This is a genomic window from Georgenia sp. Marseille-Q6866, assembly GCF_965111665.1.
On sequence record NZ_CBCOOR010000009.1, the window covers coordinates 24,180 to 45,395 of the forward strand.

Sequence of the window (21,216 nt, forward strand, 5' to 3'; positions counted from 1 at the left end):
ACTGTACGGTTCTGGAGCCACCCACCCCACACACCACGCGTGTGTGGAGCGGCTGGACAACTCCACAGAGTTACGGCGGTCATAGCGAGGGGGAAACGCCCGGTCCCATTCCGAACCCGGAAGCTAAGCCCCTCAGCGCCGATGGTACTGCGTGGGAGACTACGTGGGAGAGTAGGACACCGCCGAACACCCATTCCCGTAAGGGCCGCACCACTGGTGCGGCCCTTACGTGTTTCACCAGCCAAACCGCTAACCCTGCACCACCATCAACGCCGCCTCCAAGCGCTCGATCATCCACACGAGCTCCTCCTCAGTCACGACCATCGGAGGAGCCAACCGGATCGTTGCGCCGTGCGTGTCCTTGGCGAGGACACCGTGGTGCTGCAGCTCCTCGCACAGCCGTCTCCCGCTGGCCACGCGCGGATCGAGGTCGATGCCGGCCCACAGTCCGCGGACGCGGTGGCGCACGATCCCGAGGGCGTGGAGCCGGGCCAGGCCCTCCTCGAGGGCAGGCTCGAGGCTGCGGACGTGCTCCTGGACGTCGCCCGGCTCGAGGAGCTCGACCACGGCTTCCCCGACGGCGCAGGCGAGCGGGTTGCCCCCAAAGGTGGAACCGTGCTCCCCGACACCGAGGACGCCGAGGATGGCGTGGTCGGCAACGACGGCGGAGACGGGGAGGACCCCGCCGCCGAGCGCCTTCCCCAGGATGTAGACGTCGGGGACTACCCCCTCGGACTCGCAGGCGAAGGTGTGGCCCGTGCGGCCCAGCCCGCTCTGCACCTCGTCGGCGAGCAGGAGGAGGTCGTGGCGGTCACAGATCTCCCGCACCGCGGCGAGGTACCCGCGCGGTGGCAGGAGGACACCGGCCTCGCCCTGGATGGGTTCGAGGAGGACCGCTGTCGTCGTCGGTGTCACGGCCGCCTCCAGCGCGGCAGCGTCGCCGAAGGGGACGAGGTCGAAGCCGCCGTCGTACGGTCCGAAGCCCGCGCGCGCGGCCGGGTCGCTGGAGAAGCCGACGATCGTCGTCGTCCGGCCGTGGAAGTTTCCCTCGGCGACGATGATCCGCGCTCGCCCGTCCGGCACCCCGCGCCTCGTGTACGCCCACTTCCGCGCCACCTTGATGGCGGTCTCCACCGCCTCGGCCCCCGTGTTCATCGGAAGGATCCGCTCCTTGCCGCACAGCCGTGCCAGACGCGTGGCGAAGCCGGCCAGGCGGTCGTTGTGGAAGGCGCGGCTGGTGAGGGTGAGGCGGTGCAGCTGTTCCTCGGCCGCCGCGAGCAGGGCCGGGTGGGAGTGGCCGAAGTTGAGGGCGGAGTACCCCGCGAGAGCGTCGAGGTACTCGCGGCCCTCGACGTCCCGTACCCACACGCCGCGTCCCTCGCTCAGCACGACCGGCAGCGGTGCATAGGTCTGGGCGAGCACGGACGCCTCGGCTGCGATGGTCTCCGCGGTGCTCATCGACGCCTCCTCGCCTCGGTGCGATCCATCACGATGGTAGGCAGGAGAACCGCGAGAAGTCCGCGTTTTAAGACGGTCCCAGCGAGGCTGCCATGTGACACGCCGGTAACGTGGGACCGCGTAGCATGACGCCAGCCGTCTCTCACCCAGCAGAAGGACAACGGACAATGAACTCTTCTCCTCTGGCCCGACGCTCCGCGCTCGCTGCGACGGCAGCCGCGGCGCTCCTGCTCGTGTCCGCCTGCGGTGGCGACGAGGGCGAGAGCGGTGAGAGCGCCGGCCTCGGGCTGGTCAACGAGGGCACGCTCACCGCCTGCTCCAACGTCCCCTACCCGCCCTTCGAGTTCGAGGACGCCGAGGCGCCGAGCGGGTACAGCGGTTTCGACATCGACCTCCTCCAGGCCATCGCCGACGACCTCGAGCTCGACCTCGCCGTCGAGAACGTCAGCTTCGAGGCTCTCCAGTCCGGCACCACCTTCGTCTCCGGGCAGTGCGACGTCGGTGCCTCCGCGATCACCATCACGGAGGAGCGCCAGGAGAACCTCACGTTCTCCGAGCCGTACTACGACTCCCTCCAGTCGCTGCTCGTGGCGCCGGACTCCGGCATCGAGTCCATCGCCGACCTCGGGGGCAAGAACGTCGGCGTCCAGGCCGGGACGACCGGCCTGTCCTACGCCGAGGAGAACGCCGAGGGCGCCACGCTCGTGGAGTACCCGGGGAATGCCGAGCTGTGGTCGGCGATCCAGGCCGGCCAGATCGACGCGATCCTCCAGGACCTGCCGGTCAACATCGAGAACGCCGAGGCGGACCCGAGCTACGTCATCGTCGAGGAGTACTCGACCGACGAGCAGTACGGCTACGCCATGGCCAAGGACGCCTCCACCGAGCTCGTCGACGCGATCAACTCCTCGCTCCAGGGCCTGCGTGACGACGGCACCTACCAGGAGATCTACGACTCCTACTTCGCCGTCGAGCGCCGCTAGACCATGCGCCTCACCACACGCCGGCGGCTGACCCGAGCGGGGATGTACGTCCTGTTCTTCGCCGCCCTCGCGGCCGTCGCCCTGCTGGCCGACTGGGAGCGGATCACCAACCAGTTCTTCCGCCTCGACATCGCCCGCGACCAGTTCCCCGAGATCGTCACGATCGCGCTGAAGAACACGCTCCTCTTCACGCTGATCTCCTTCGCCGGTGGCCTGGTGCTCGGGATCGTCTTCGCCCTCATGAAGCTGTCGAGCGTCGGTCCCTACCGGTGGTTCGCCACCGTCTGGATCGAGCTGTTCCGGGGACTGCCGGCGCTGCTGACGATCTTCGTGATGGCGTACGTCGTGCCGATCGCCTTCGGCTTCCGGATCCCCGGCGGGAACGTCGGGGCCGGCCTCGTCGGGCTCATCTTCGTCGCCTCCGCCTACATGGCCGAGGTGATCCGATCCGGCATCCAGGCCGTGCCCAAGGGGCAGAGCGAGGCGGCTCGTTCGCTCGGCATGTCGCCGGCGGAGACGATGGTGAGGATCATCTTGCCGCAGGGCTTCCGCATCATCATCCCGCCCCTGACCAACGAGTTCGTGCTCCTCCTCAAGGACACCTCGCTGCTGTTCATCGCGGGCTCCACGGTCCTCACCAAGGAGCTCACGACCTTCGCGCGGGACGGCCAGACGACGACGGGCAACGGCACCCCGCTCGTCATGGGCGCCCTGCTCTACCTGGTGATCACGATCCCGCTCACCCGGCTCGTGGCAGTGCTCGAACGACGGATGGCGAGGGGACGATGACGGGCACCACCCCCGCGATCGAGATCACGGGACTGCGCAAGAGCTTCGGCGACAACGAGGTCCTCAAGGGCATCGACCTGTCGGTCCACAAGGGCGAGGTCGTCTGCGTCATCGGCCCCTCCGGCTCGGGGAAGTCCACGCTGCTGCGCACGGTGAACAGGCTCGAGGAACCGAGCGGCGGCTCTCTGCGTATCGAGGGCGAGGACATCCTCGACCCGGACTGCGACATCGACGCCGTGCGCACCCGCATCGGGATGGTGTTCCAGCAGTTCAACCTCTTCCCGCACCTCAACGTCATGGGCAACCTCACCATCGCCCAGCGCCGCGTCCTCAAGCGCGGCAAGCAGGAGGCCACCGAGGTGGCCCGCGCGATGCTCGAGCGCGTCGGCCTCGCCGACCGTGGCGACGCCTACCCGGCGCAGCTCTCCGGTGGCCAGCAGCAGCGCGTGGCCATCGCCCGCGCCCTGTCGATGAACCCCGACATGATGCTCTTCGACGAGCCGACCTCCGCGCTCGACCCCGAGCTCGTCGGTGAGGTCCTCGACGTGATGAAGCTCCTTGCCGCCGAAGGCATGACGATGATGGTCGTCACCCACGAGATGGGCTTCGCGCGCGAGGTGGGGGACCGGCTCGTCTTCATGGACGACGGTCTCATCGTCGAGGAGGGCGTACCCGCCGAGGTCCTCGCCTCCCCCCAGCACGCCCGCACCCAGGCGTTCCTGTCGAAGGTGCTCTAGCCGCTCCCACCCCCGCTGCTGGCGCACCTCCGCAACATTCGCTTCATCGCATGGTTGACGAGAGGAACACGATGCAGGTTCGACGACGAGTCTGGTGCGGCGCGGCGGTCTCCGCCGTGCTGCTGGGGGCGGTGACGGTGCCCGCGGCGGGCACCGGACCGGTGACCGCGGTGGTCACGCCCCCGACGGTGAGCGCCGCGCCAGAGGACGACGGCGTGCCCTACCCGCGGCAGGAGCCGCTCACCGAGCCGCCGGTCAACGAGGACGACCAGTCCTACGGCCGCGGGGCCATCCCCTTCCACGAGATCGCGCCGCTGCTCAACGAGCTTGCCGAGGGCAACGAGTACGTCTCCACCGAGGTCGTCGGCCAGTCGACCGCGGGGCGCGACCTGTACCTCGTGACGATCACGGCTCCGGAGACGGCTGAGGAGAGCGCCCAGCAGGATGAGTGGCGCGACCGGATCAAGCAGGACGCCGACGCCGCTCAGGACGACGCCGAGCTGATGGCCGGCTACAAGCCGCCGATCTGGTTCAACAACAACATCCACGGCAACGAGTGGGACGGCACCGACGCCTCCCTCTCCTACATCACCGAGCTCGTCGAGGCGCTCGAGGCGGGTGACGAGGACGCCGTGGCCCTCGCCGAGGACTACCGCCTGTACTTCACGGTGAGCAACAACCCCGACGGCCGTGTGGCCGGCACCCGCGCCACCGCGCTCAACCTCGACGCGAACCGTGACTTCATCACCAACACGACGCCGGAGACCCGCGCGATCCGTGACCTCACCGGGGACCTGCAGCCGGTCTTCTTCATCGACCTGCACGGGTACACCGGCAGCCTCCAGGTCGAGCCGACCGGCCCGCCGCAGGGCGAGAACTACGAGCACGACCTCCTCATGCCCTACTCCTACGCCGCCGCGCTGCGTATCGAGCAGGACGTCGTCGACGCTGACATCGAGGGCAACCCGCTGACCGAGGACGGCGGGATCATCATCCCGTTCCGCGACATCCCGGACGGCTGGGACGGCTGGCCGCCGATCTTCACCCCGCAGTACGTCCAGTTCCAGGGCTCGATCGCCTACACCGTCGAGCTCGGCCCCGGCCGGACGAACGACCCCGAGGAGAGCGCCCGACGGCTGGCGACCAACCGCGCGGTCGGCCACCAGGTCATCGAGTCGACGGTCGCCTACGTCGACGAGAACCGCGACGCCATCCTCGGCAACCAGATGGAGATCTTCCGCCGCGGTGAGGCGGGCGAGCCGCTCCGCGACATCCCGGCCAACCCGGACCCGGAGAACTACCCCGGTCCGGACGAGTGGACCGAGGAGTGGGACGAGCCCGACGTCACCGGCACCGACTTCCCGCGCGCCTACGTCATCCCCGCCGGCACGACCGACGCCGCGACCCTCGTCGACCACCTCCTCGCCCACGGCGTCGAGGTCGGCACCGCCGACTCTGCGTTCAGCGCCGGCGGCCAGGACTACCCGGCCGGAACCTTCGTCGTCGACATGCACCAGCCGCTGCGCGGTCTGGCCAACGTCCTGCTCTCCGACGGGTCCGACATCTCCGACCGCGTCCCGAGCATGTACGACATCTCCGCCTGGAGCCTGGGCCGCCTGTGGGGCGCCGAGGTCGACCGCGTCGGGGACACGACCGACCCGGCGCTGCCGGTCACGGCGACGCCGCTCGTCGTCGCGCCGCCGACCGGCGCCTTCCCGGCCGACGCCGAGTACGTGAGCCTCGCGCTCGACGGCGTCGCGGCGGTGCAGGCGGTCAACCTCCTGCTCGCGGGCGGGGTGGCCGTCGCCGACATCGGTGACGGCACCGTCGTCGTCGGCCCTGACGGCCTGGAGGAGGCGGAGGTGGTGAGCGAGCTGCTCGGCGTCGCCTTCACGGCGACCGACGGCCGCCAGCTCGCCGACGACGACGTCCGCGGCCTGTCCGCGCTCCGCGTCGGCTACACCACGTCCTCCGCGGTGGCCGGTGGTGAGGACGAGCTCGTCCTCACCGGCCTGGGCTTCGTCGACCCGGTCCGCGTGACGCCGGCCGGCCTCGCCGACGGCAGCGTCGACCTCGACGAGATCGACGTGCTGTGGCTGGGCGCGCCGCTTCGGCTGGGCACGGACGACGCCGCCGCGCGGGCAGCGCTCGAGCTGGACGAGTACTTCGAGTCGGGCAGGGGCGTCGTCGCTTCCGCGCAGGCCGGTACGTGGGCGGCCGACACCTTCGAGCTCTTCGAGGCGACGGCGGTGAGCGGTCCCGGCCGCGCCAACGGCGTCGTGCTCGTCGACACGGCCGACGGCGTCATCGGCGCCCAGGCCGAGGAGGCCGCGTTCACCTACGGGCCGGCGTACTTCACCGAGCTCGGGGAGGAGGTGACGGTCGAGCAGACCTTCACCGCCGAGCCGCTGCTCAGCGGTCACTGGCTGCCGAACGAGGACGGGACCGGTGGGCCCGAGCAGGCCGCAGGCCAGCCCTCGGTCATCTCCGCGGTGACCGACGACGGCTCCCGGGCTCTCGTCTTCGGCACCGACCCGTTCTTCCGCACCCACCCGCGCGGGATGTTCGACGACGTCGCGGCCGCGCTCTACTGGGCGGGTCCCGAGGGGGCGCTCGTCGAGCCGCCCGTCGAGGAGCCGACGGAGGAGCCGACGACTCCCGAGCCGACCGAGGAGCCGACCACCTCCGAGCCGACCGAGGAGCCGACGACGGCCCCGACCTCCGAGGAGCCGACGGTCGCCCCGACGGCTGCCCCGACCGACGGCCCGGGGAGCGGGCGCCTGCCCACCACCGGTGCCGACGTCTGGGCGCTCGGCGTGCTCACGGTGCTGCTCGCCGGTGGCGGCGCGGCGCTCGTCGCCCGCCGTCGCCTGACGGACTGACACCGGCCTGACCCTGCGGGGCGGCACCTCCGACCGGGGTGCCGCCCCGCTGTCATGTCTTGCCGCTCGAACGTGCGCCGAGAGTGTCGGTGCGGAGTCTTAGACTCGGGACATGACCACCGAAGCCACTGACATAAAGCCGCGCAGCCGTCAGGTGACCGACGGCATCGAGGCGACGGCGTCGCGAGGCATGCTTCGCGCCGTCGGCATGGGGGACGACGACTTCGCCAAGCCCCAGATCGGCATCGCGAGCTCGTGGAACGAGATCACGCCCTGCAACCTCTCCCTGGACCGTCTGGCCCAGGGAGCGAAGGAGGGCGTCCACGCCGGCGGTGGCTACCCCCTCCAGTTCGGCACCATCTCCGTGTCCGATGGCATCTCGATGGGCCACGAGGGCATGCACTACTCGCTCGTCTCGCGCGACATCATCGCCGACTCGGTCGAGACCGTCATGCAGGCCGAGCGCCTCGACGGCTCCGTACTCCTCGCCGGCTGCGACAAGTCGCTGCCCGGCATGCTCATGGCCGCGGCCCGCCTCGACCTCGCCGCCGTCTTCCTCTACGCCGGCACGATCATGCCGGGCTGGGTGAAGCTCGAGGACGGCACCGAGAAGGACGTCACCCTCATCGACGCCTTCGAGGCCGTCGGCGCGTGCTCGCGCGGACTCATGAGCAAGGGTGACCTCGACCGCATCGAGCGCGCGATCTGCCCCGGAGAGGGCGCGTGCGGTGGCATGTACACCGCCAACACCATGGCGTCCGTGGCCGAGGCCATGGGCATGTCCCTGCCCGGCTCCGCCGCCCCGCCGTCGGCCGACCGTCGCCGCGACATGTTCGCCCACCGCAGCGGTGAGGCCGTCGTGGAGATGCTGCGCCAGGGCATCACCGCGCGCGACATCATCACGAAGAAGTCGCTGGAGAACGCGATCGCCGTCGTCATGGCCTTCGGTGGCTCGACGAACGCCGTGCTCCACCTCCTCGCGATCGCCAACGAGGCCGAGGTCGACCTCACGCTCGACGACTTCAGCCGCATCGCCGAGCGCGTGCCGCACCTGGGGGACCTCAAGCCCTTCGGCCGCTACGTCATGAACGACATCGACCGCATCGGCGGCGTGCCCGTCGTCATGAAGGCGCTGCTCGACGCCGGTCTCCTCCACGGGGACTGCCTCACTGTCACCGGCAAGACCGTCGCGGAGAACCTCGCGGGCATCAACCCGCCGGACCCGGACGGCAAGATCCTGCGCGCGCTGGACAACCCGATCCACGCGACCGGTGGCATCACCATCCTCGGTGGCTCCCTCGCCCCGGAGGGTGCGGTCGTGAAGTCCGCGGGCTTCGACTCCGACGTCTTCGAGGGCACCGCGCGCGTCTTCGAGCGTGAGCGGGCCGCGATGGACGCTCTCGAGGACGGCACCATCCAGGCCGGCGATGTCGTCGTCATCCGCTACGAGGGCCCCAAGGGCGGCCCGGGCATGCGCGAGATGCTCGCCATCACCGGCGCGATCAAGGGCGCCGGGCTCGGCAAGGACGTCCTCCTCCTCACCGACGGCCGCTTCTCGGGCGGCACGACCGGCCTGTGCGTCGGTCACGTCGCCCCCGAGGCCGTCGACGCCGGACCCATCGCCTTCGTCCGCGACGGCGACAAGATCCGCCTCGACGTCGCCGGCAAGACCCTCGACCTCCTGGTCGACGAGGACGAACTGGCCCGGCGCCGCGAGGGTTGGGCGCCGCTCGCCCCGCAGTTCACCAAGGGCGTGCTGGGCAAGTACACCAAGCTCGTGCAGTCCGCGAGCACGGGCGCCATCCTCGCCTGAGCGAGCGGGCCTGACGCCGAGAGCCGGATTCCTCGTGGAGGAATCCGGCTCTCGGCGTTGGAGGGGAGGGAGGACGGGGCGCGTCAGGGGACGAGGAGGACCTTGCCGGTCGTCTGCCGGCCCTCGAGGGGGCGTGCGCGGCGGCGGCCTCGGTGAGCGGGAACTCCTGCCCGATGCGGACGTCCAGCCCGTCGGCGACGGCGTGGAAGAGGTCTGCGGCCCGCCACAGCAGCTCGGCGCGGTCGGCGGTGTAGTGCGCAAGCGTCGGCCGCGTGACGAAGAGCGAGCCGGCGCCGTTGAGCCGCTGGAGGTCGAAGGGCGGCACCTGCCCGCTGGACCCGCCGAACAGGACGAGCATGCCCCGCGGGCGCAGGCTGCCCAGCGAGGCGTCGAAGGTCGCCTTGCCCACGCCGTCGTACACGACGTCGACGCCGCGGCCGTCGGTGAGCTCGCGAACGATCTGCGGCAGCTCGGCCGTGAGGTCGTCGAGCTCGGTGTAGCGGATGACCTGCTCCGCGCCCGCCTCGCGGGAGAGAAGCTCCTTCTCCTCGGTCGACACGGTGGAGATGACGCGGCCGCCCCGCCGGACGACGAGCTGGGTGAGCAGGAGCCCGACCCCACCGGCGCCGGCGTGGACGAGCGCGACGTCGCCGGGTGACACCGGGAAGGTCGAGGCGCTGAGGTAGTGGGCGGTCATCCCCTGGAGGGGGAGTGCGGCCGCCGTGTGGAGGTCGATCCCCGCCGGCACCGGGATGGCCTCCTGCACCGGGACGTTGGCCCGCTCGGCGTAGCTGCCCGGCGCGGCCGCCCAGGCGACGTGGTCACCGACCGAGAACTCCGTGACGCCGTCACCCAGCTCGACGACGGTGCCGGCGCCCTCGGAGCCGACGACGTGCGGGAACTCCATCCGGTACACCCCGCCGCGGCGGTAGGTGTCGATGAAGTTCACCCCGGCGGCGGCCACCTCGACGCGGACCTCACCCGGACCGGGCGGCTCATCGGGCAGGTCGACGACGGTGAGGACCTCGGGGCCCCCGGCCTCGGTGGCGTGGACGGCGCGCATGGTCCATGTATACCTGGTTCCCCTACCGGGAGTGCCGGTAGGTTCGTGGTCGTGGCGAGCTATGTCCGGCCGGCGGTGCCGGACCGTGTCTTCCGGGACGAGCCCGGGGCCGTCATCGAGTACGGCCACCGCTGGGGCGGTGGTTCCCCACCGGAGAACACGTACTCCGTCATCACCCACCCCGAGCGCTTCGAGCCCGTGACGACAGTGGCGGAGGCGCTCATCGCCCACCTGCGCGTGACCTACGACGTCGACGTCGTCGAGCACGTGGACGTGCTGGCCGACTTCGTGAGCCCGCCCCGGGAGGCGAGGGCGGTAGTACGTCTGACTCCCAGGCTCGCCACGGCGGCGCCGCTGACCTTTGCCATCACCGACGACCCGGGCGTCCTGCTGCACGCCGGTCTCCTCCACGACGCGCCCTTCCCCGGCTGCGGCTGCGACGCGTGCGACGAGACGTGGCAGACCCAGGCGGAGGACCTGGAGGAGCTGGTCCTCGCCGTGGTCGCGGGGCGCTTCGGCGAGCGGGTGACCGGCGTCGCCCGGCCCTGGGTGCACCACGCGTTCACCGACGAGCAGGGCTCGGTCGCCTCAGGGGGTGGGCGGGCGTGGCGCGTGCCGCCCGAGCGCTTGCGGGCAGCGCGTCGGGTGCTGCGGCGGATCGGTGGCCCGTGGCACCCGTGGCCGCTCCGCCGTGAGGGGGACGCCTGAGCACGACGGCGCCGCCAGGTCCTGCAGACGCTCGCTGACGCCGTGGAGGGATCCGGCTGTCGGCGGTGGGCCGCCGGAGCTCGGTGTCGGCGGCCGTGTCAGATGGCGGGACGGGGAGCCAGCATGTGAGACGGTTTGGGTGGGTCGGGTGGTCGGGGTTACAGTTTCGGCATGCAGCAGGACGTCGTACTTCACAGGCGCGCAGCCGCCGACCGCTGAGCCGGTCCCGCTGCGCGCATCCCTTCGCACCCGCCTCGGGTCGAGGGGTTTTTTGTTTGCCGCTCTGCCGCACCACCACCGAGGTACCAGGAGGGTCATCATGGCCAAGGGACCAGTCCCCGCGCCGCCCCGCACCACGCCGCAGCCGTCGGCGCCGAGCGTCGTCCCGGCGTCGTCCGCGCCCGTCGGGCAGATCCGCGAGGAGGTCAACGGCGCCACGAGCATCGTCCGCTCCCTCGAGGAGGTCGGTGCGGAGGTCATCTTCGGCATCCCCGGCGGGGCGATCCTGCCCACCTACGACCCGCTCTTCGACTCGAAGCGGCTGCGCCACATCCTCGTGCGCCACGAGCAGGGCGCCGGCCACGCCGCGACCGGGTACGCCGCAGCCACCGGCAAGGTGGGCGTGTGCATGGCGACGTCCGGCCCCGGCGCGACGAACCTCATCACCGCGCTGGCCGACGCCAACATGGACTCCGTGCCCCTTGTCGCCATCACCGGCCAGGTCGGGGCGAGCGCGATCGGCACCGACGCGTTCCAGGAGGCCGACATCGTCGGCGCCACGATGCCGCTGACGAAGCACTCCTTCCTCGTCACCGACCCCGACGAGATCCCCGCGCGCATCGCCGAGGCCTTCCACATCGCCTCGACGGGCCGTCCCGGCCCGGTGCTCGTCGACATCGCCAAGAGCGCCCAGCAGGCCCGGACCACCTTCGCGTGGCCCCAGCAGCTCGACCTGCCCGGCTACCGTCCGGCCGTCAAGCCCCACTCGCGCCAGGTGCGCGAGGCGGCGCGCCTGCTGGCGACCTCGCGGCGTGCGGTGCTCTACGTCGGCGGCGGTGTCATCCGCGCCCAGGCCTCCGAGTCGCTGCGCCGGCTCACCGACCTGTCCGGCGCGCCCGTCGTCACCACCCTCATGGCCCGCGGCGCCCTGCCCGACTCCCACCCCCAGCACCTGGGCATGCCCGGCATGCACGGGTCCGTCGCCGCGGTGGCCGCGCTCCAGCAGGCCGACCTCATCGTCACGCTGGGTGCCCGCTTCGACGACCGCGTCACCGGCCACCTGCCCTCCTTCGCGCCCAAGGCGACGATCGTCCACGCCGACATCGACCCGGCCGAGATCTCCAAGAACCGCCACGCGGACGTCCCGATCGTCGGGGACCTCGGCGACACCATCCCCGACCTCGTCACCGAGCTCGCCGCTGCCCACGAGCAGTTCGGCAAGCCCGACATCGAGGCGTGGTGGCAGCGTCTGGACGAGCTGCGCGAGACCTACCCCCTCGGCTGGACGCCGACGGCGGACGGGCACGTCGCGCCGCAGCACGTCATCAGCCGCATCGGGGAGATCTCGGGCCCGGAGTCGATCTACGCCTCCGGCGTGGGCCAGCACCAGATGTGGGCCGCGCAGTTTATCCGCTACGAGCACCCGCGCACCTGGCTCAACTCCGGTGGCCTGGGCACCATGGGCTACGCCGTGCCCGCCGCCATGGGCGCGAAGGTCGGCATGCCGGACCGCACCGTGTGGGCCATCGACGGCGACGGCTGCTTCCAGATGACCAACCAGGAGCTCGCCACCTGCGCGCTCGAGGGCATCCCGATCAAGGTGGCCGTCATCAACAACTCCTCCCTCGGCATGGTCCGGCAGTGGCAGACCCTCTTCTACGACGGCCGCTACTCCAACACCGACCTCAACACCGGCCACCAGACCGCCCGCATCCCCGACTTCGTCAAGCTCGCCGAGGCCTACGGCTGCGTCGGCCTGCGCGCCGAGTCCGTCGGCGAGGTGGACGACACGATCAAGCGGGCGATGGAGATCGACGACCGTCCCGTCGTCGTCGACTTCGTCGTCAGCCGTGACGCGATGGTGTGGCCGATGGTCGCCGCCGGAGTGAGCAACGACGACATCCAGTACGCGCGGGGGATCACCCCCTCGTGGGACCGCGACGAGTGAAGCGAGGAAAGCGATGAGTACCCGTCACACCCTCTCGGTGCTGGTGGAGAACAAGCCTGGCGTGCTCACCCGCGTCTCCGCGCTGTTCGCCCGCCGTGCCTTCAACATCCACTCCCTCGCCGTCGGCCCGACCGAGCACCCGGACATCTCCCGGATCACGGTCGTCGTCGACGCCGCGGAGCTGCCCCTCGAGCAGGTGACCAAGCAGCTGAACAAGCTCATCAACGTCATCAAGATCGTCGAGCTGGAGCCGGAGTCCTCCGTCCAGCGCGAGCTCCTGCTCGTCAAGGTCCGCGCCGACGACGCCTCGCGCACCGCCGTCCTCCAGGTCGTCGAGCTGTTCCGGGCCCACGTCGTCGACGTCGCACCGGACGCCGTGACGATCGAGGCGACCGGCTCGCACTCCAAGCTCCAGGCGCTGCTCACGGCGCTCGAGGCGCACGGCGTCCGCGAGATCGTCCAGTCCGGCACCGTGGCCATCGGCCGCGGCTCCCGCTCGATGACCGACCGCGCCCTCGAGCGGGTCCGGACCGCCTGACCCCCATACTGACCAACGAAGCACCGGCCCCCGCGGGGCCACCACACCAAACACCAGGGAGAACACTGTGGCTGAGCTGTACTACGACGACGACGCCGACCTGTCCGTCATCGCCGGGAAGAAGGTCGCCGTCATCGGCTACGGCAGCCAGGGGCACGCCCACGCGCTGAACCTGCGCGACTCCGGCGTCGACGTCACCGTCGGCCTGCGTGAGGGCAGCTCGTCGGCCGCCAAGGCCAAGGACCAGGGGCTGCAGGTCGCGAGCATCGCCGACGCCGTCTCCGCTGCCGACGTCGTCGTCATCCTCGCCCCGGACCAGGTGCAGCGCACCCTCTACGCGCAGGACATCGAGCCCAACCTCAAGGCCGACGCCACGCTGCTCTTCGCCCACGGCTTCAACATCCGCTTCGGCTACATCAAGCCGGCCGCGGGCCACGACGTCGTCATGGTCGCCCCCAAGGGCCCGGGCCACCTCGTGCGCCGCGAGTACGAGTCCGGCCGCGGCGTGCCCGTCATCGTCGCCGTCGAGCAGGACGCCACCGGCGCGGCCTGGGACACCGCGCTGTCCTACGCCAAGGCCGTCGGTGGCCTGCGCGCCGGCGGCATCAAGACGACCTTCACCGAGGAGACCGAGACCGACCTCTTCGGCGAGCAGGCCGTCCTGTGCGGTGGCACCTCCCAGCTCGTCCAGTACGGCTTCGAGGTCCTCACCGAGGCCGGCTACCAGCCCGAGGTCGCCTACTTCGAGGTGCTCCACGAGCTCAAGCTCATCGTCGACCTCATGTGGGAGGGCGGCATCGCCAAGCAGCGGTGGAGCATCTCCGACACCGCCGAGTACGGCGACTACGTCTCCGGCCCCCGGGTCATCTCCCCGGACGTCAAGGAGAACATGAAGGGCGTCCTCGCCGACATCCAGTCCGGCGCCTTCGCGGACCGCTTCATCGCCGACCAGGACGCCGGCGCGCCGGAGTTCAAGGAGCTGCGCGCCAAGGGCGAGCAGCACCCGATCGAGACGACCGGCCGTGAGCTGCGCAAGCTCTTCAGCTGGGTGGAGTCCAAGGACTCCGACTACACCGAGGGCAGCGCGGCGCGCTGACCCCAGTGACATGAGGCGCCGGCCGGGAGAGATCCCGGCCGGCGCCTCGTGCGTGGACGACCGGTCAGTCGCCGTAGGCGTACTTCACCAGCGAGCCCTCACCGAAGGTGCCGGTGGTGGCGTACACCGTGTGGCCGGCGACGGCGACGTCCGCGGGCGAGTCCGCCTCGAAGAGCGTGGTCGCCTGGTTGTGGCCGTGGGGGATGGCCGAGACCCTCCCACCGAACATCTCCGCGACGATGACGGTGCCGTCCGCCGTCACGTCGAGACCCGTCGCGCCGCGCATGTCACCGGCGACCTCGAAGGTGTACTCGGCGTCCGGGCTGATCCAGTAGACGCTGCTCAGCGGCAGGACCTCCCCGGCGCTCCCGCCCAGCGTGCTGACGTACAGCCCGCCGAGCCAGCCCACCTGGACGTCCGTCGGCACCGACTCGGCGATGAACCGCTTGCCGACGATGCAGTCCGGGATGTCGAGCCCGAGCTGCCCCTCCATCGCGGCCTCGAGCCCGGCCGTGAACTTGATCGTCTTCCCGGGCAGGACACTCACCGTCGAGATGTCTCCCGTGCTCTCGTCGACCTTGAGGACCGCGTTGGCGGCCGCGTCGGCGACGTAGATGGTGCCGTCGTGCACCTCGAGCTGGTAGCCGTGCGACTCGACGATGCCCCGGTAGTTGACGACCGGGAAGCCGGCCGTCTCCTCGAAGGCGGTGAGCTGGTCGAGGCACGTGCCGCGCGCGTTGGTCACGCCGTACCGCTGGGACCGGTCCGGATTGTTGGCGATCTCGTAGGCCCACAGGTCGTCGCTGACGACGGTGCGCTCACCGTCCTTCGTCCTGACGATGTAGGTGGTGGGCGCCTCGCCGCTGAAGTCGCTCTCGATGTGGTACGTGGCGCCGCCGCTGTAGGTGACGCCGACGAGCTCGGCGGTCTCCGGGCTGCCCTCGAGGGTGTGGAGGTTGGTCACCGTGCCGTCCTGGCCGACGTTCGACAGCGTGTTGGCGAAGGTCTGGGTGACGTAGACGTCACCGCTGTCGCCGGCGGCGACCGTGAGCGGGCCGATGAGGCCGCCCGTGACCACCTCCGGCTCGGGGGTGTGGTCGTCGGCCTGGGCCGGGACCGTGACGAGGGAGGCGGCCAGGGCGAGGACGCCCGCTCCGGCTGCCAGGGTGGATTTCTTGCGCATGGGCTTCTCCAGGCGTGAGGGAGGACGGTCGTCCCTGGCTGGGACGACCGGTACCCGGGTGCGCGGCGACGGGCTTCCTGGGCCCGCCTCGCCCTCCCGCCTCCGCCGGGACAGCGCGAGGCTATGCCCGCGTATCGAGTGGCGGACAGGGTGACGAGGGGGGATTTCCGCGAAGCACCCTCCGTCACCCTCCGGCGCTCAGTGCAGGATCGGCACCTGGAACGGGTAGCGGTAGACCTCGCCGCGGTTGGCGGCGATCGCGCCCTTGATCGAGAGGACGAGCTGGGCGACGAACGCGCCCACCCACAGGAAGATCGCGACCGGCAGGAGGAAGAACGTGAAGGCGCAGATGATCGCCGCGATGTTGGCGACCCACACGGTGACGTTGAAGTTGAAGGCGCTCGCAGCCGCGTTACGCACCAGGGGTCCACGGTCGCGCCAGATGAACCACACGACGAGCGGGGCGAGGAAGCTGAGCAGCGTGGCGGTGAGGACGAGACCGATGAGCGGGGAGAGGTGGGCCAGGACGGCGATCGTGCGGTCGTCGCTCGAGGCGTAGGGCTGCTGCCCGTAGGGCGGGTAGCCGTAGGGCTGCTGCCCGGGGGCCTGGTAGCCGTACTGCGGGTCCCCGTAGGGCTGCTGGCCGTAGGGCTGTCCCTGCGGCGGGTACCCGGCGCCCTGCCACGGCTGTCCACCGGAGGGCGGCGGCTGGCTCTGGTCGCGGAAGTCGTCCGGAGGCGTGGTGGACATGGTGCTCCTTCGTCGGCACGGCGTGCTCGGGCCCAGCGTACGGGCGCGCCGGTGCCGCTGTCCTCACTGCCTGGCACACTCGCCCCCATGACGTGGAGCGAGGACACCGACGGCAGCACCGAGCACGAGCCGGGGACGGCGGAGGCGCGGGACGCCGCCGTCGCCGCCTACTGGGCCACGGCCCGCAAGAGGGCCGGTCTCAACCGGCTCGACGTCGTCGTCGGCCAGCAGGCGATCGGAGCGGTGCAGCCGCCCGCGTGGTCCTTCGGCTCCGACCCCCGCGAGGCCGACTCCCTGCTCGGCCTGGTGCTCAGCGGCCGGAAGACCGCGACCTCGAGCGCGGCCCAGCCCTACGCCGTACGCGGCGAGTCGGTGCCCCGGCCGGGTGACCTCTCGATCATCCTCGACGGTTCGGGTCGCCCACGGGCGCTCATCGTCACGACGGCGATCGAGGTCGTCCCGTACTCCGCGGTCGACGCCGCGCACGCGGCGGCCGAGGGGGAGGGGGACCTGTCCCTCGAGCACTGGCAGGCCGTCCACGCGCCCTTCTTCGCCGCGGAGCTCGGGGAGGTGGGCCTGGCCTTCGACGACGACAGCGAGGTCGTCCTCGAGCGCTTCCGGCTCCTCGACCCGAAACGACACACACAGGGGGCTGACGAGCGGGAGCCGGTGCTCACCTGAGGCAACCGCACTCGCCCCGAGAACGCCGCAGGGTGCCCGGCCGGCGGCCGGGCACCCTGCGTGTCCTGCTCCGTGCCTACAGGGAGAGTGAGCGGCGACGGATCACCGCGGCGGCTCCACCGAGGACAAGCGCGCCCGCCACGGCGAGCGGCATGATCGCGTTCGCGCCGGTGCTGGGCAGCCGCTCCGCGGGCGGAGCCCCGGGGGTCTCCTCGCCGGCGACGGCGCAGTCGGGCTCGGTGAGCTCGACGGTGGTCGTCGCGCGGGTGCCGTCGTCGCTGAGGGTCCAGCCCTCGGCCCCGGTCAGGCTGTAGCCCTCGCGGGCGGTGGCGGTGACCTGGACGGTGCGGCCGGCCCGGACCTCGTCCTCGTCGTAGGAGTAGTCGATGCCCTCGGTGGTGGCCGGGGTGATCGACGGGGTGGTCGTGTCGCCCTCCTCGGTGCAGACGGCCTGCGTCACCTCGGGTGCCACGGCAGCCACTTCGGTGGCGGGCGGCGGCACGACCGTGCAGTCGGGCTCGGTGAGCTCGACGGTGGTCGTCGCGCTGGTGCCGTCGTCGCTGAGGGTCCAGCCCTCGGCCCCGGTCAGGCTGTAGCCCTCCTGGGCGGTGGCGGTGACCTGGACGGTGTGACCGGCCCGGACCTCGTCCTCGTCGTAGGAGTAGTCAATGCCCTCGGTGGTGGCCGGGCTGATCGACGGGGTGGTCGTGTCGCCCTCCTCGGTGCAGACGGCCTGCGTGACCTCGGGCATCACGGGCGCGACGGTCTCGTCCCACGACAGGGTCGCGGCTGCGACGTCGGAGACGTCCCCGGTCTCGACGAGGATGAGGGTCTGGGCGTGGCTGCCGGCGCTGCCCTCGGCGGCCGGGACCTTGAGGATGGAACCGGTGACCTGCGACGCCGTGGCGGTCGCCCGGAAGGTGACCGAGCCGGCCGTGGTCTCCTGGCGCGCGTCGACGTAGAGCTCCTGACCGTCCGACACGGCACTGAGGTCGAGGTGGGCGCCGTTCGCGTCGACGACGGGAACGGTCGAGTCGGTCGTGACCGCCACCGAGCGCTGGTTGGTCGTGACCGTCACCGGTCCCACCAGTGTCCCGGAGAGCTGCGGCCCGGTCGGGACGGTGAGGGTCACCTCGGTGCGGACGTCGCTCTCGGCGAGGCCGACGTTCGCCTCACCGAGAAGGTAATTGCGCAGGGTCTGCGCGTTGGGGCTCAGGGTGGCGTCGACGTCGTCCGTCAGCTTCCAGATTGCGTACTGCGTGCCCGCGACGGCCTCCCTTGCGGAGAGGTTCGGAACCCCGATGCTCTCGCCCAGCTGCTCCAGGGTGAGCGCCGGGTAGCTGTTCGTGATGATCCAGGCGACCTTCTCCCGGACCACCTGGGACGTGCTGAAGCTGTTGTCACCGGCGAACTCGCCCCACCCGGCGGACTCGGCGTCGGTGTCGAAGCGCGCGGGGACGCTGTTCTCGATGCAGTACGCCCACAGGTCCGGCTCCCCGGAGGCTCGGCTCTCCTCGCTGGTGAAGACGGGGAACAGGCGCGCGGCGCTCTCGCCCGGCTGCGCCTGGTCACTGCGACCGATGGAGAAGTCGGCCTCGGCCGTGTCCGCGTACGCCGCGCCCGGTGCCACCGTCATCAGTGCCACGAGTGCTGCGGCGCCCAGTGCGAGCCACCGCACCACCGCGTTCGCGGGTCGTTGTCTCAAGCCGTGCTGCATGGAAGGCCCTGCTTTCGAGTCGGTGTGGAGGTCGAAAGACCGGACAGCGCTGTCCGGTGCGTCGCCAGATCGAATGGTACCCCCGGGAGTCCGGGTGTGCGCGTCGAAAGTAGGATGCTCGAACTATACGAAAGTAGGAGATCGGAACTCCGCGAGGTGGACCGGATGAGCCGCTCAACTGATGAGACGCGCGTCCCGACACGTGGACGGCTCTCTACGATGACCGCATGACGCGCACCATCGACCTTGCAGTGATCGCCGGGGACGGGATCGGTCAGGAAGTCGTCGCCGAGGGGCTCAAGGTCCTCGACGCGGCGCTGACGGACGTCACCGTCCGCACGACCCCTTACGACCTCGGCGCCGCCCGCTGGCACCGCACCGGCGAGACCCTCACCGACGAGGACCTCGCGGCCATCCGCCAGCACGACGCCATCCTCCTCGGCGCCGTGGGGGACCCGGGCGTCCCCAGCGGTGTCCTCGAGCGCGGGCTGCTGCTGCGCCTGCGCTTCGAGCTCGACCACTACGTCAACCTGCGCCCCTCGAAGCTCTTCCCCGGTGTGTCCACGCCCCTGGCGGAGCCCGGCGAGATCGACTTCGTCGTCGTCCGCGAGGGCACGGAGGGGCCCTACGTCGGCAACGGCGGCGCCATCCGTGTCGGCACGCCGCACGAGGTGGCCAACGAGGTGAGCGTCAACACCGCCTTCGGCGTCGAGCGCGTCGTGCGCGACGCCTTCGCCCGCGCCGCAGCGCGACCCCGCAAGAAGCTGACGCTCGTCCACAAGCACAACGTCCTCGTCCACGCCGGCCACCTGTGGCGGCGGACGGTCGAGCGCGTCAACGCCGAGTTCCCCGACGTCACCGTGGACTACCTCCACGTCGACGCGGCGATGATCTTCCTCGTCACCGACCCCGCGCGCTTCGACGTCATCGTCACCGACAACCTCTTCGGTGACATCGTCACCGACCTCGCCGCCGCCGTCACCGGCGGGATCGGCCTGGCCGCGTCGGGCAACGTCAACCCCGACGGCACCGCACCGAGCATGTTCGAGCCGGTCCACGGGTCCGCGCCGGACATCGCGGGCCAGGGCAAGGCCGACCCGACCGCCACCGTGCTCTCGGTCGCCCTCCTGCTCGAGCACCTCGGCCACGGCGACGCCGCGGCCCGTGTCGAGCGCGCCGTCGCTGCCGACATCGCCGCCCGGGGGACGACCCCCCGCACGACGAGCGAGGTCGGCGACGCGCTCGCGGCCGCCGTCGCCGAGGCTCAGCCCGTCTCCTGACGGCCGTCAGCGCCGGGAACCGGTATCCCGGTTCCCGGCGACGCGCTCCCCGGCGCTACCCTCGAGTACCACTGCACGCACCAGCACCCGCCGTGGGGCGGATGACCGAAGGACCGCTGGAGGCCCGCCATGACCACTGCACCTGCCGAGTTCGCGATCGTGCCCAGCTCGCGGCCGCGGACGACGGCCGAGCGCGCGGCCGCCCTGGACCGGCTGAGCTTCGGTGTGGAGTTCACCGACCACATGGCACGGGCGACGTGGACGGTCGACGGCGGGTGGCACGGCCACCGGGTCGAGGGCTTCGCCCCGCTCGAGCTCTCCCCGGCGGCCTCGGTCCTCCACTACGGCCAGGAGATCTTCGAGGGCCTCAAGGCCTACCGGCACGCCGACGGCTCGGCCTGGGCCTTCCGCCCCGAGGCCAACGCCCGGCGCTTCCAGGCCTCCGCGCGGCGCCTGGCGATGCCCGAGCTGCCGGTCGAGGACTTCCTCGCCTCCATCCGGGCGCTCGTGGAGACCGACCTCGAGTGGGTGCCGGCGGCCGCTGGCGCCAGCCTCTACCTGCGCCCCTTCATGATCGCGACCGAGCCCTTCCTCGGGGTGCGGCCCTCCCACCGCTACGAGTACCTCGTCATCGCCTCGCCGGTGGGTCCTTACTTCGTCAACGGCTTCCAGCCGGTCTCGATCTGGGTGGCCGAGGACTACCACCGCGCCGGCCCCGGTGGGACCGGCAACGCGAAGTTCGGCGGGAACTACGCCGCGAGCCTGCTGCCGCAGCAGACCGCCTACGCGCGCGGCTTCGACCAGGTGTGCTTCCTCGACGCCAGCACGGGCACCAACCTCGAGGAGCTCGGGGGCATGAACGTCTTCGTCGTCGGCGCCGACGGCGTCGTGCGCACGCCCGCCCTCACCGGCACCATCCTCGAGGGCGTCACGCGCTCGTCGATCCTCACGCTGCTCGCCGACCAGGGCACCCCGGTCGAGGAGTGCGACATCCCGCTCAAGGGGCTGCTCGCCGGCATCCGCGACGGCTCGGTCAGCGAGGTCTTCGCCTGCGGCACCGCCGCCGTCATCACCCCGATCGGGCGCCTGGCGGGGGAGTCCTTCGACGTCACCGTCGCCGACGGCGCGGCGGGCCCGGTCACCGAGCGCCTGTTCACCCAGCTCACCGACATCCAGTTCGGCCACGCGCCCGACCCGCACGGCTGGATGCAGCCCCTCGTCTGAGGGAACGCGTGGACGGGTGGTACGGGTCACCCTCCGCGTGTGGCATCATGACCCCATGCAGTTCCGGCTCATTATCGGCTAGCGCACGCGGCACCACCCGCCACGTGCGCAACCTCCCGTACCCCGGGAGGTTTTTTTGTTGCCGGG

At 71.2% G+C, this 21,216-nt stretch carries 16 protein-coding genes, 1 rRNA gene and 1 pseudogene; 13 read left to right on the forward strand and 5 right to left on the reverse strand.

Annotation, left to right across the window (positions count from 1 at the left end; all coding sequences use genetic code 11):
* Positions 1 to 71: 71 nt before the first annotated feature.
* Positions 72 to 188 (forward strand): 5S ribosomal RNA (rrf, locus tag ACWPXV_RS09150).
* A gap of 61 nt (positions 189 to 249) precedes the next feature.
* On the opposite strand, the gene rocD is transcribed toward rrf, so the two are convergent.
* Complete coding sequence (gene rocD, locus ACWPXV_RS09155) at positions 250 to 1,458, reverse strand: ornithine--oxo-acid transaminase (RefSeq protein ID WP_454084950.1); 1,209 nt, start codon at positions 1,456 to 1,458, stop codon at positions 250 to 252.
* A 167-nt stretch (positions 1,459 to 1,625) separates the two neighbouring features.
* On the opposite strand from rocD, the gene ACWPXV_RS09160 reads away from it, so the two are divergent.
* The 5 genes from ACWPXV_RS09160 to ilvD all read left to right on the forward strand — a co-directional run bounded on the left by ACWPXV_RS09160 (position 1,626) and on the right by ilvD (position 8,662).
* Positions 1,626 to 2,441 carry an ABC transporter substrate-binding protein gene (locus ACWPXV_RS09160; RefSeq protein ID WP_454084951.1) on the forward strand — a complete coding sequence of 272 codons (816 nt, stop codon included), beginning with the start codon at positions 1,626 to 1,628 and terminating at the stop codon, positions 2,439 to 2,441.
* A 3-nt stretch (positions 2,442 to 2,444) separates the two neighbouring features.
* Positions 2,445 to 3,230, forward strand: coding sequence for an amino acid ABC transporter permease (locus tag ACWPXV_RS09165; RefSeq protein ID WP_454084952.1), 786 nt, complete (start codon positions 2,445 to 2,447; stop codon positions 3,228 to 3,230).
* Positions 3,227 to 3,967, forward strand: coding sequence for an amino acid ABC transporter ATP-binding protein (locus tag ACWPXV_RS09170; RefSeq protein WP_454084953.1), 741 nt, complete (start codon positions 3,227 to 3,229; stop codon positions 3,965 to 3,967). The genes ACWPXV_RS09165 and ACWPXV_RS09170 overlap by 4 nt, the downstream gene beginning before the upstream one ends.
* A gap of 50 nt (positions 3,968 to 4,017) precedes the next feature.
* Positions 4,018 to 6,849 (forward strand): M14 family zinc carboxypeptidase, encoded by a 2,832-nt coding sequence (locus ACWPXV_RS09175; protein ID WP_454084954.1) that lies wholly within the window; start codon positions 4,018 to 4,020, stop codon positions 6,847 to 6,849.
* 112 nt (positions 6,850 to 6,961) lie between these two features.
* Positions 6,962 to 8,662 carry a dihydroxy-acid dehydratase gene (ilvD, locus tag ACWPXV_RS09180; RefSeq protein ID WP_454084955.1) on the forward strand — a complete coding sequence of 567 codons (1,701 nt, stop codon included), beginning with the start codon at positions 6,962 to 6,964 and terminating at the stop codon, positions 8,660 to 8,662.
* 83 nt (positions 8,663 to 8,745) lie between these two features.
* Here ilvD and ACWPXV_RS09185 read toward each other — a convergent pair.
* Positions 8,746 to 9,725: pseudogene (locus ACWPXV_RS09185) on the reverse strand (quinone oxidoreductase family protein).
* Between the two features lie 51 nt (positions 9,726 to 9,776).
* Between ACWPXV_RS09185 and ACWPXV_RS09190 the strand changes: the two are divergent.
* The 4 genes from ACWPXV_RS09190 to ilvC all read left to right on the forward strand — a co-directional run bounded on the left by ACWPXV_RS09190 (position 9,777) and on the right by ilvC (position 14,234).
* Positions 9,777 to 10,433: a DUF6226 family protein gene (locus ACWPXV_RS09190; protein ID WP_454084956.1), complete on the forward strand. Its 657-nt coding sequence runs from the start codon at positions 9,777 to 9,779 to the stop codon at positions 10,431 to 10,433.
* A 319-nt stretch (positions 10,434 to 10,752) separates the two neighbouring features.
* The gene (locus ACWPXV_RS09195) at positions 10,753 to 12,600 is read left to right on the forward strand and encodes an acetolactate synthase large subunit (RefSeq protein ID WP_454084957.1); all 1,848 of its coding nucleotides are present in this window, start codon (positions 10,753 to 10,755) and stop codon (positions 12,598 to 12,600) included.
* A gap of 13 nt (positions 12,601 to 12,613) precedes the next feature.
* Positions 12,614 to 13,138, forward strand: coding sequence for an acetolactate synthase small subunit (gene ilvN, locus ACWPXV_RS09200; protein ID WP_110853694.1), 525 nt, complete (start codon positions 12,614 to 12,616; stop codon positions 13,136 to 13,138).
* A gap of 67 nt (positions 13,139 to 13,205) precedes the next feature.
* Complete coding sequence (gene ilvC, locus ACWPXV_RS09205; RefSeq protein WP_454084958.1) at positions 13,206 to 14,234, forward strand: ketol-acid reductoisomerase; 1,029 nt, start codon at positions 13,206 to 13,208, stop codon at positions 14,232 to 14,234.
* Between the two features lie 64 nt (positions 14,235 to 14,298).
* Here the strand turns inward: ilvC and ACWPXV_RS09210 are convergent, their stop codons facing one another.
* Together ACWPXV_RS09210 and ACWPXV_RS09215 are read right to left on the reverse strand one after the other, a co-directional pair.
* Complete coding sequence (locus ACWPXV_RS09210; protein WP_454084959.1) at positions 14,299 to 15,417, reverse strand: ScyD/ScyE family protein; 1,119 nt, start codon at positions 15,415 to 15,417, stop codon at positions 14,299 to 14,301.
* Positions 15,418 to 15,615: 198 nt separating this feature from the next.
* Positions 15,616 to 16,167 (reverse strand): DUF4870 domain-containing protein, encoded by a 552-nt coding sequence (locus ACWPXV_RS09215; protein ID WP_454084960.1) that lies wholly within the window; start codon positions 16,165 to 16,167, stop codon positions 15,616 to 15,618.
* A gap of 87 nt (positions 16,168 to 16,254) precedes the next feature.
* Between ACWPXV_RS09215 and ACWPXV_RS09220 the strand changes: the two genes are divergently transcribed.
* A complete protein-coding gene (locus tag ACWPXV_RS09220) occupies positions 16,255 to 16,848 on the forward strand; it encodes an ASCH domain-containing protein (protein WP_454084961.1) in 594 nt (197 codons plus the stop codon).
* A 76-nt stretch (positions 16,849 to 16,924) separates the two neighbouring features.
* On the opposite strand, the gene ACWPXV_RS09225 is transcribed toward ACWPXV_RS09220, so the two are convergent.
* Positions 16,925 to 18,553 carry a Cys-Gln thioester bond-forming surface protein gene (locus ACWPXV_RS09225; protein WP_454084962.1) on the reverse strand — a complete coding sequence of 543 codons (1,629 nt, stop codon included), beginning with the start codon at positions 18,551 to 18,553 and terminating at the stop codon, positions 16,925 to 16,927.
* A gap of 239 nt (positions 18,554 to 18,792) precedes the next feature.
* On the opposite strand from ACWPXV_RS09225, the gene ACWPXV_RS09230 reads away from it, so the two are divergent.
* Together ACWPXV_RS09230 and ACWPXV_RS09235 are read left to right on the forward strand one after the other, a co-directional pair.
* Entirely contained in the window at positions 18,793 to 19,845 is a 1,053-nt protein-coding gene (locus ACWPXV_RS09230; protein WP_454084963.1) for a 3-isopropylmalate dehydrogenase, read from the forward strand.
* A 129-nt stretch (positions 19,846 to 19,974) separates the two neighbouring features.
* Entirely contained in the window at positions 19,975 to 21,069 is a 1,095-nt protein-coding gene (locus ACWPXV_RS09235) for a branched-chain amino acid aminotransferase (RefSeq protein WP_454084964.1), read from the forward strand.
* The last annotated feature ends 147 nt before the right edge of the window (positions 21,070 to 21,216 follow it).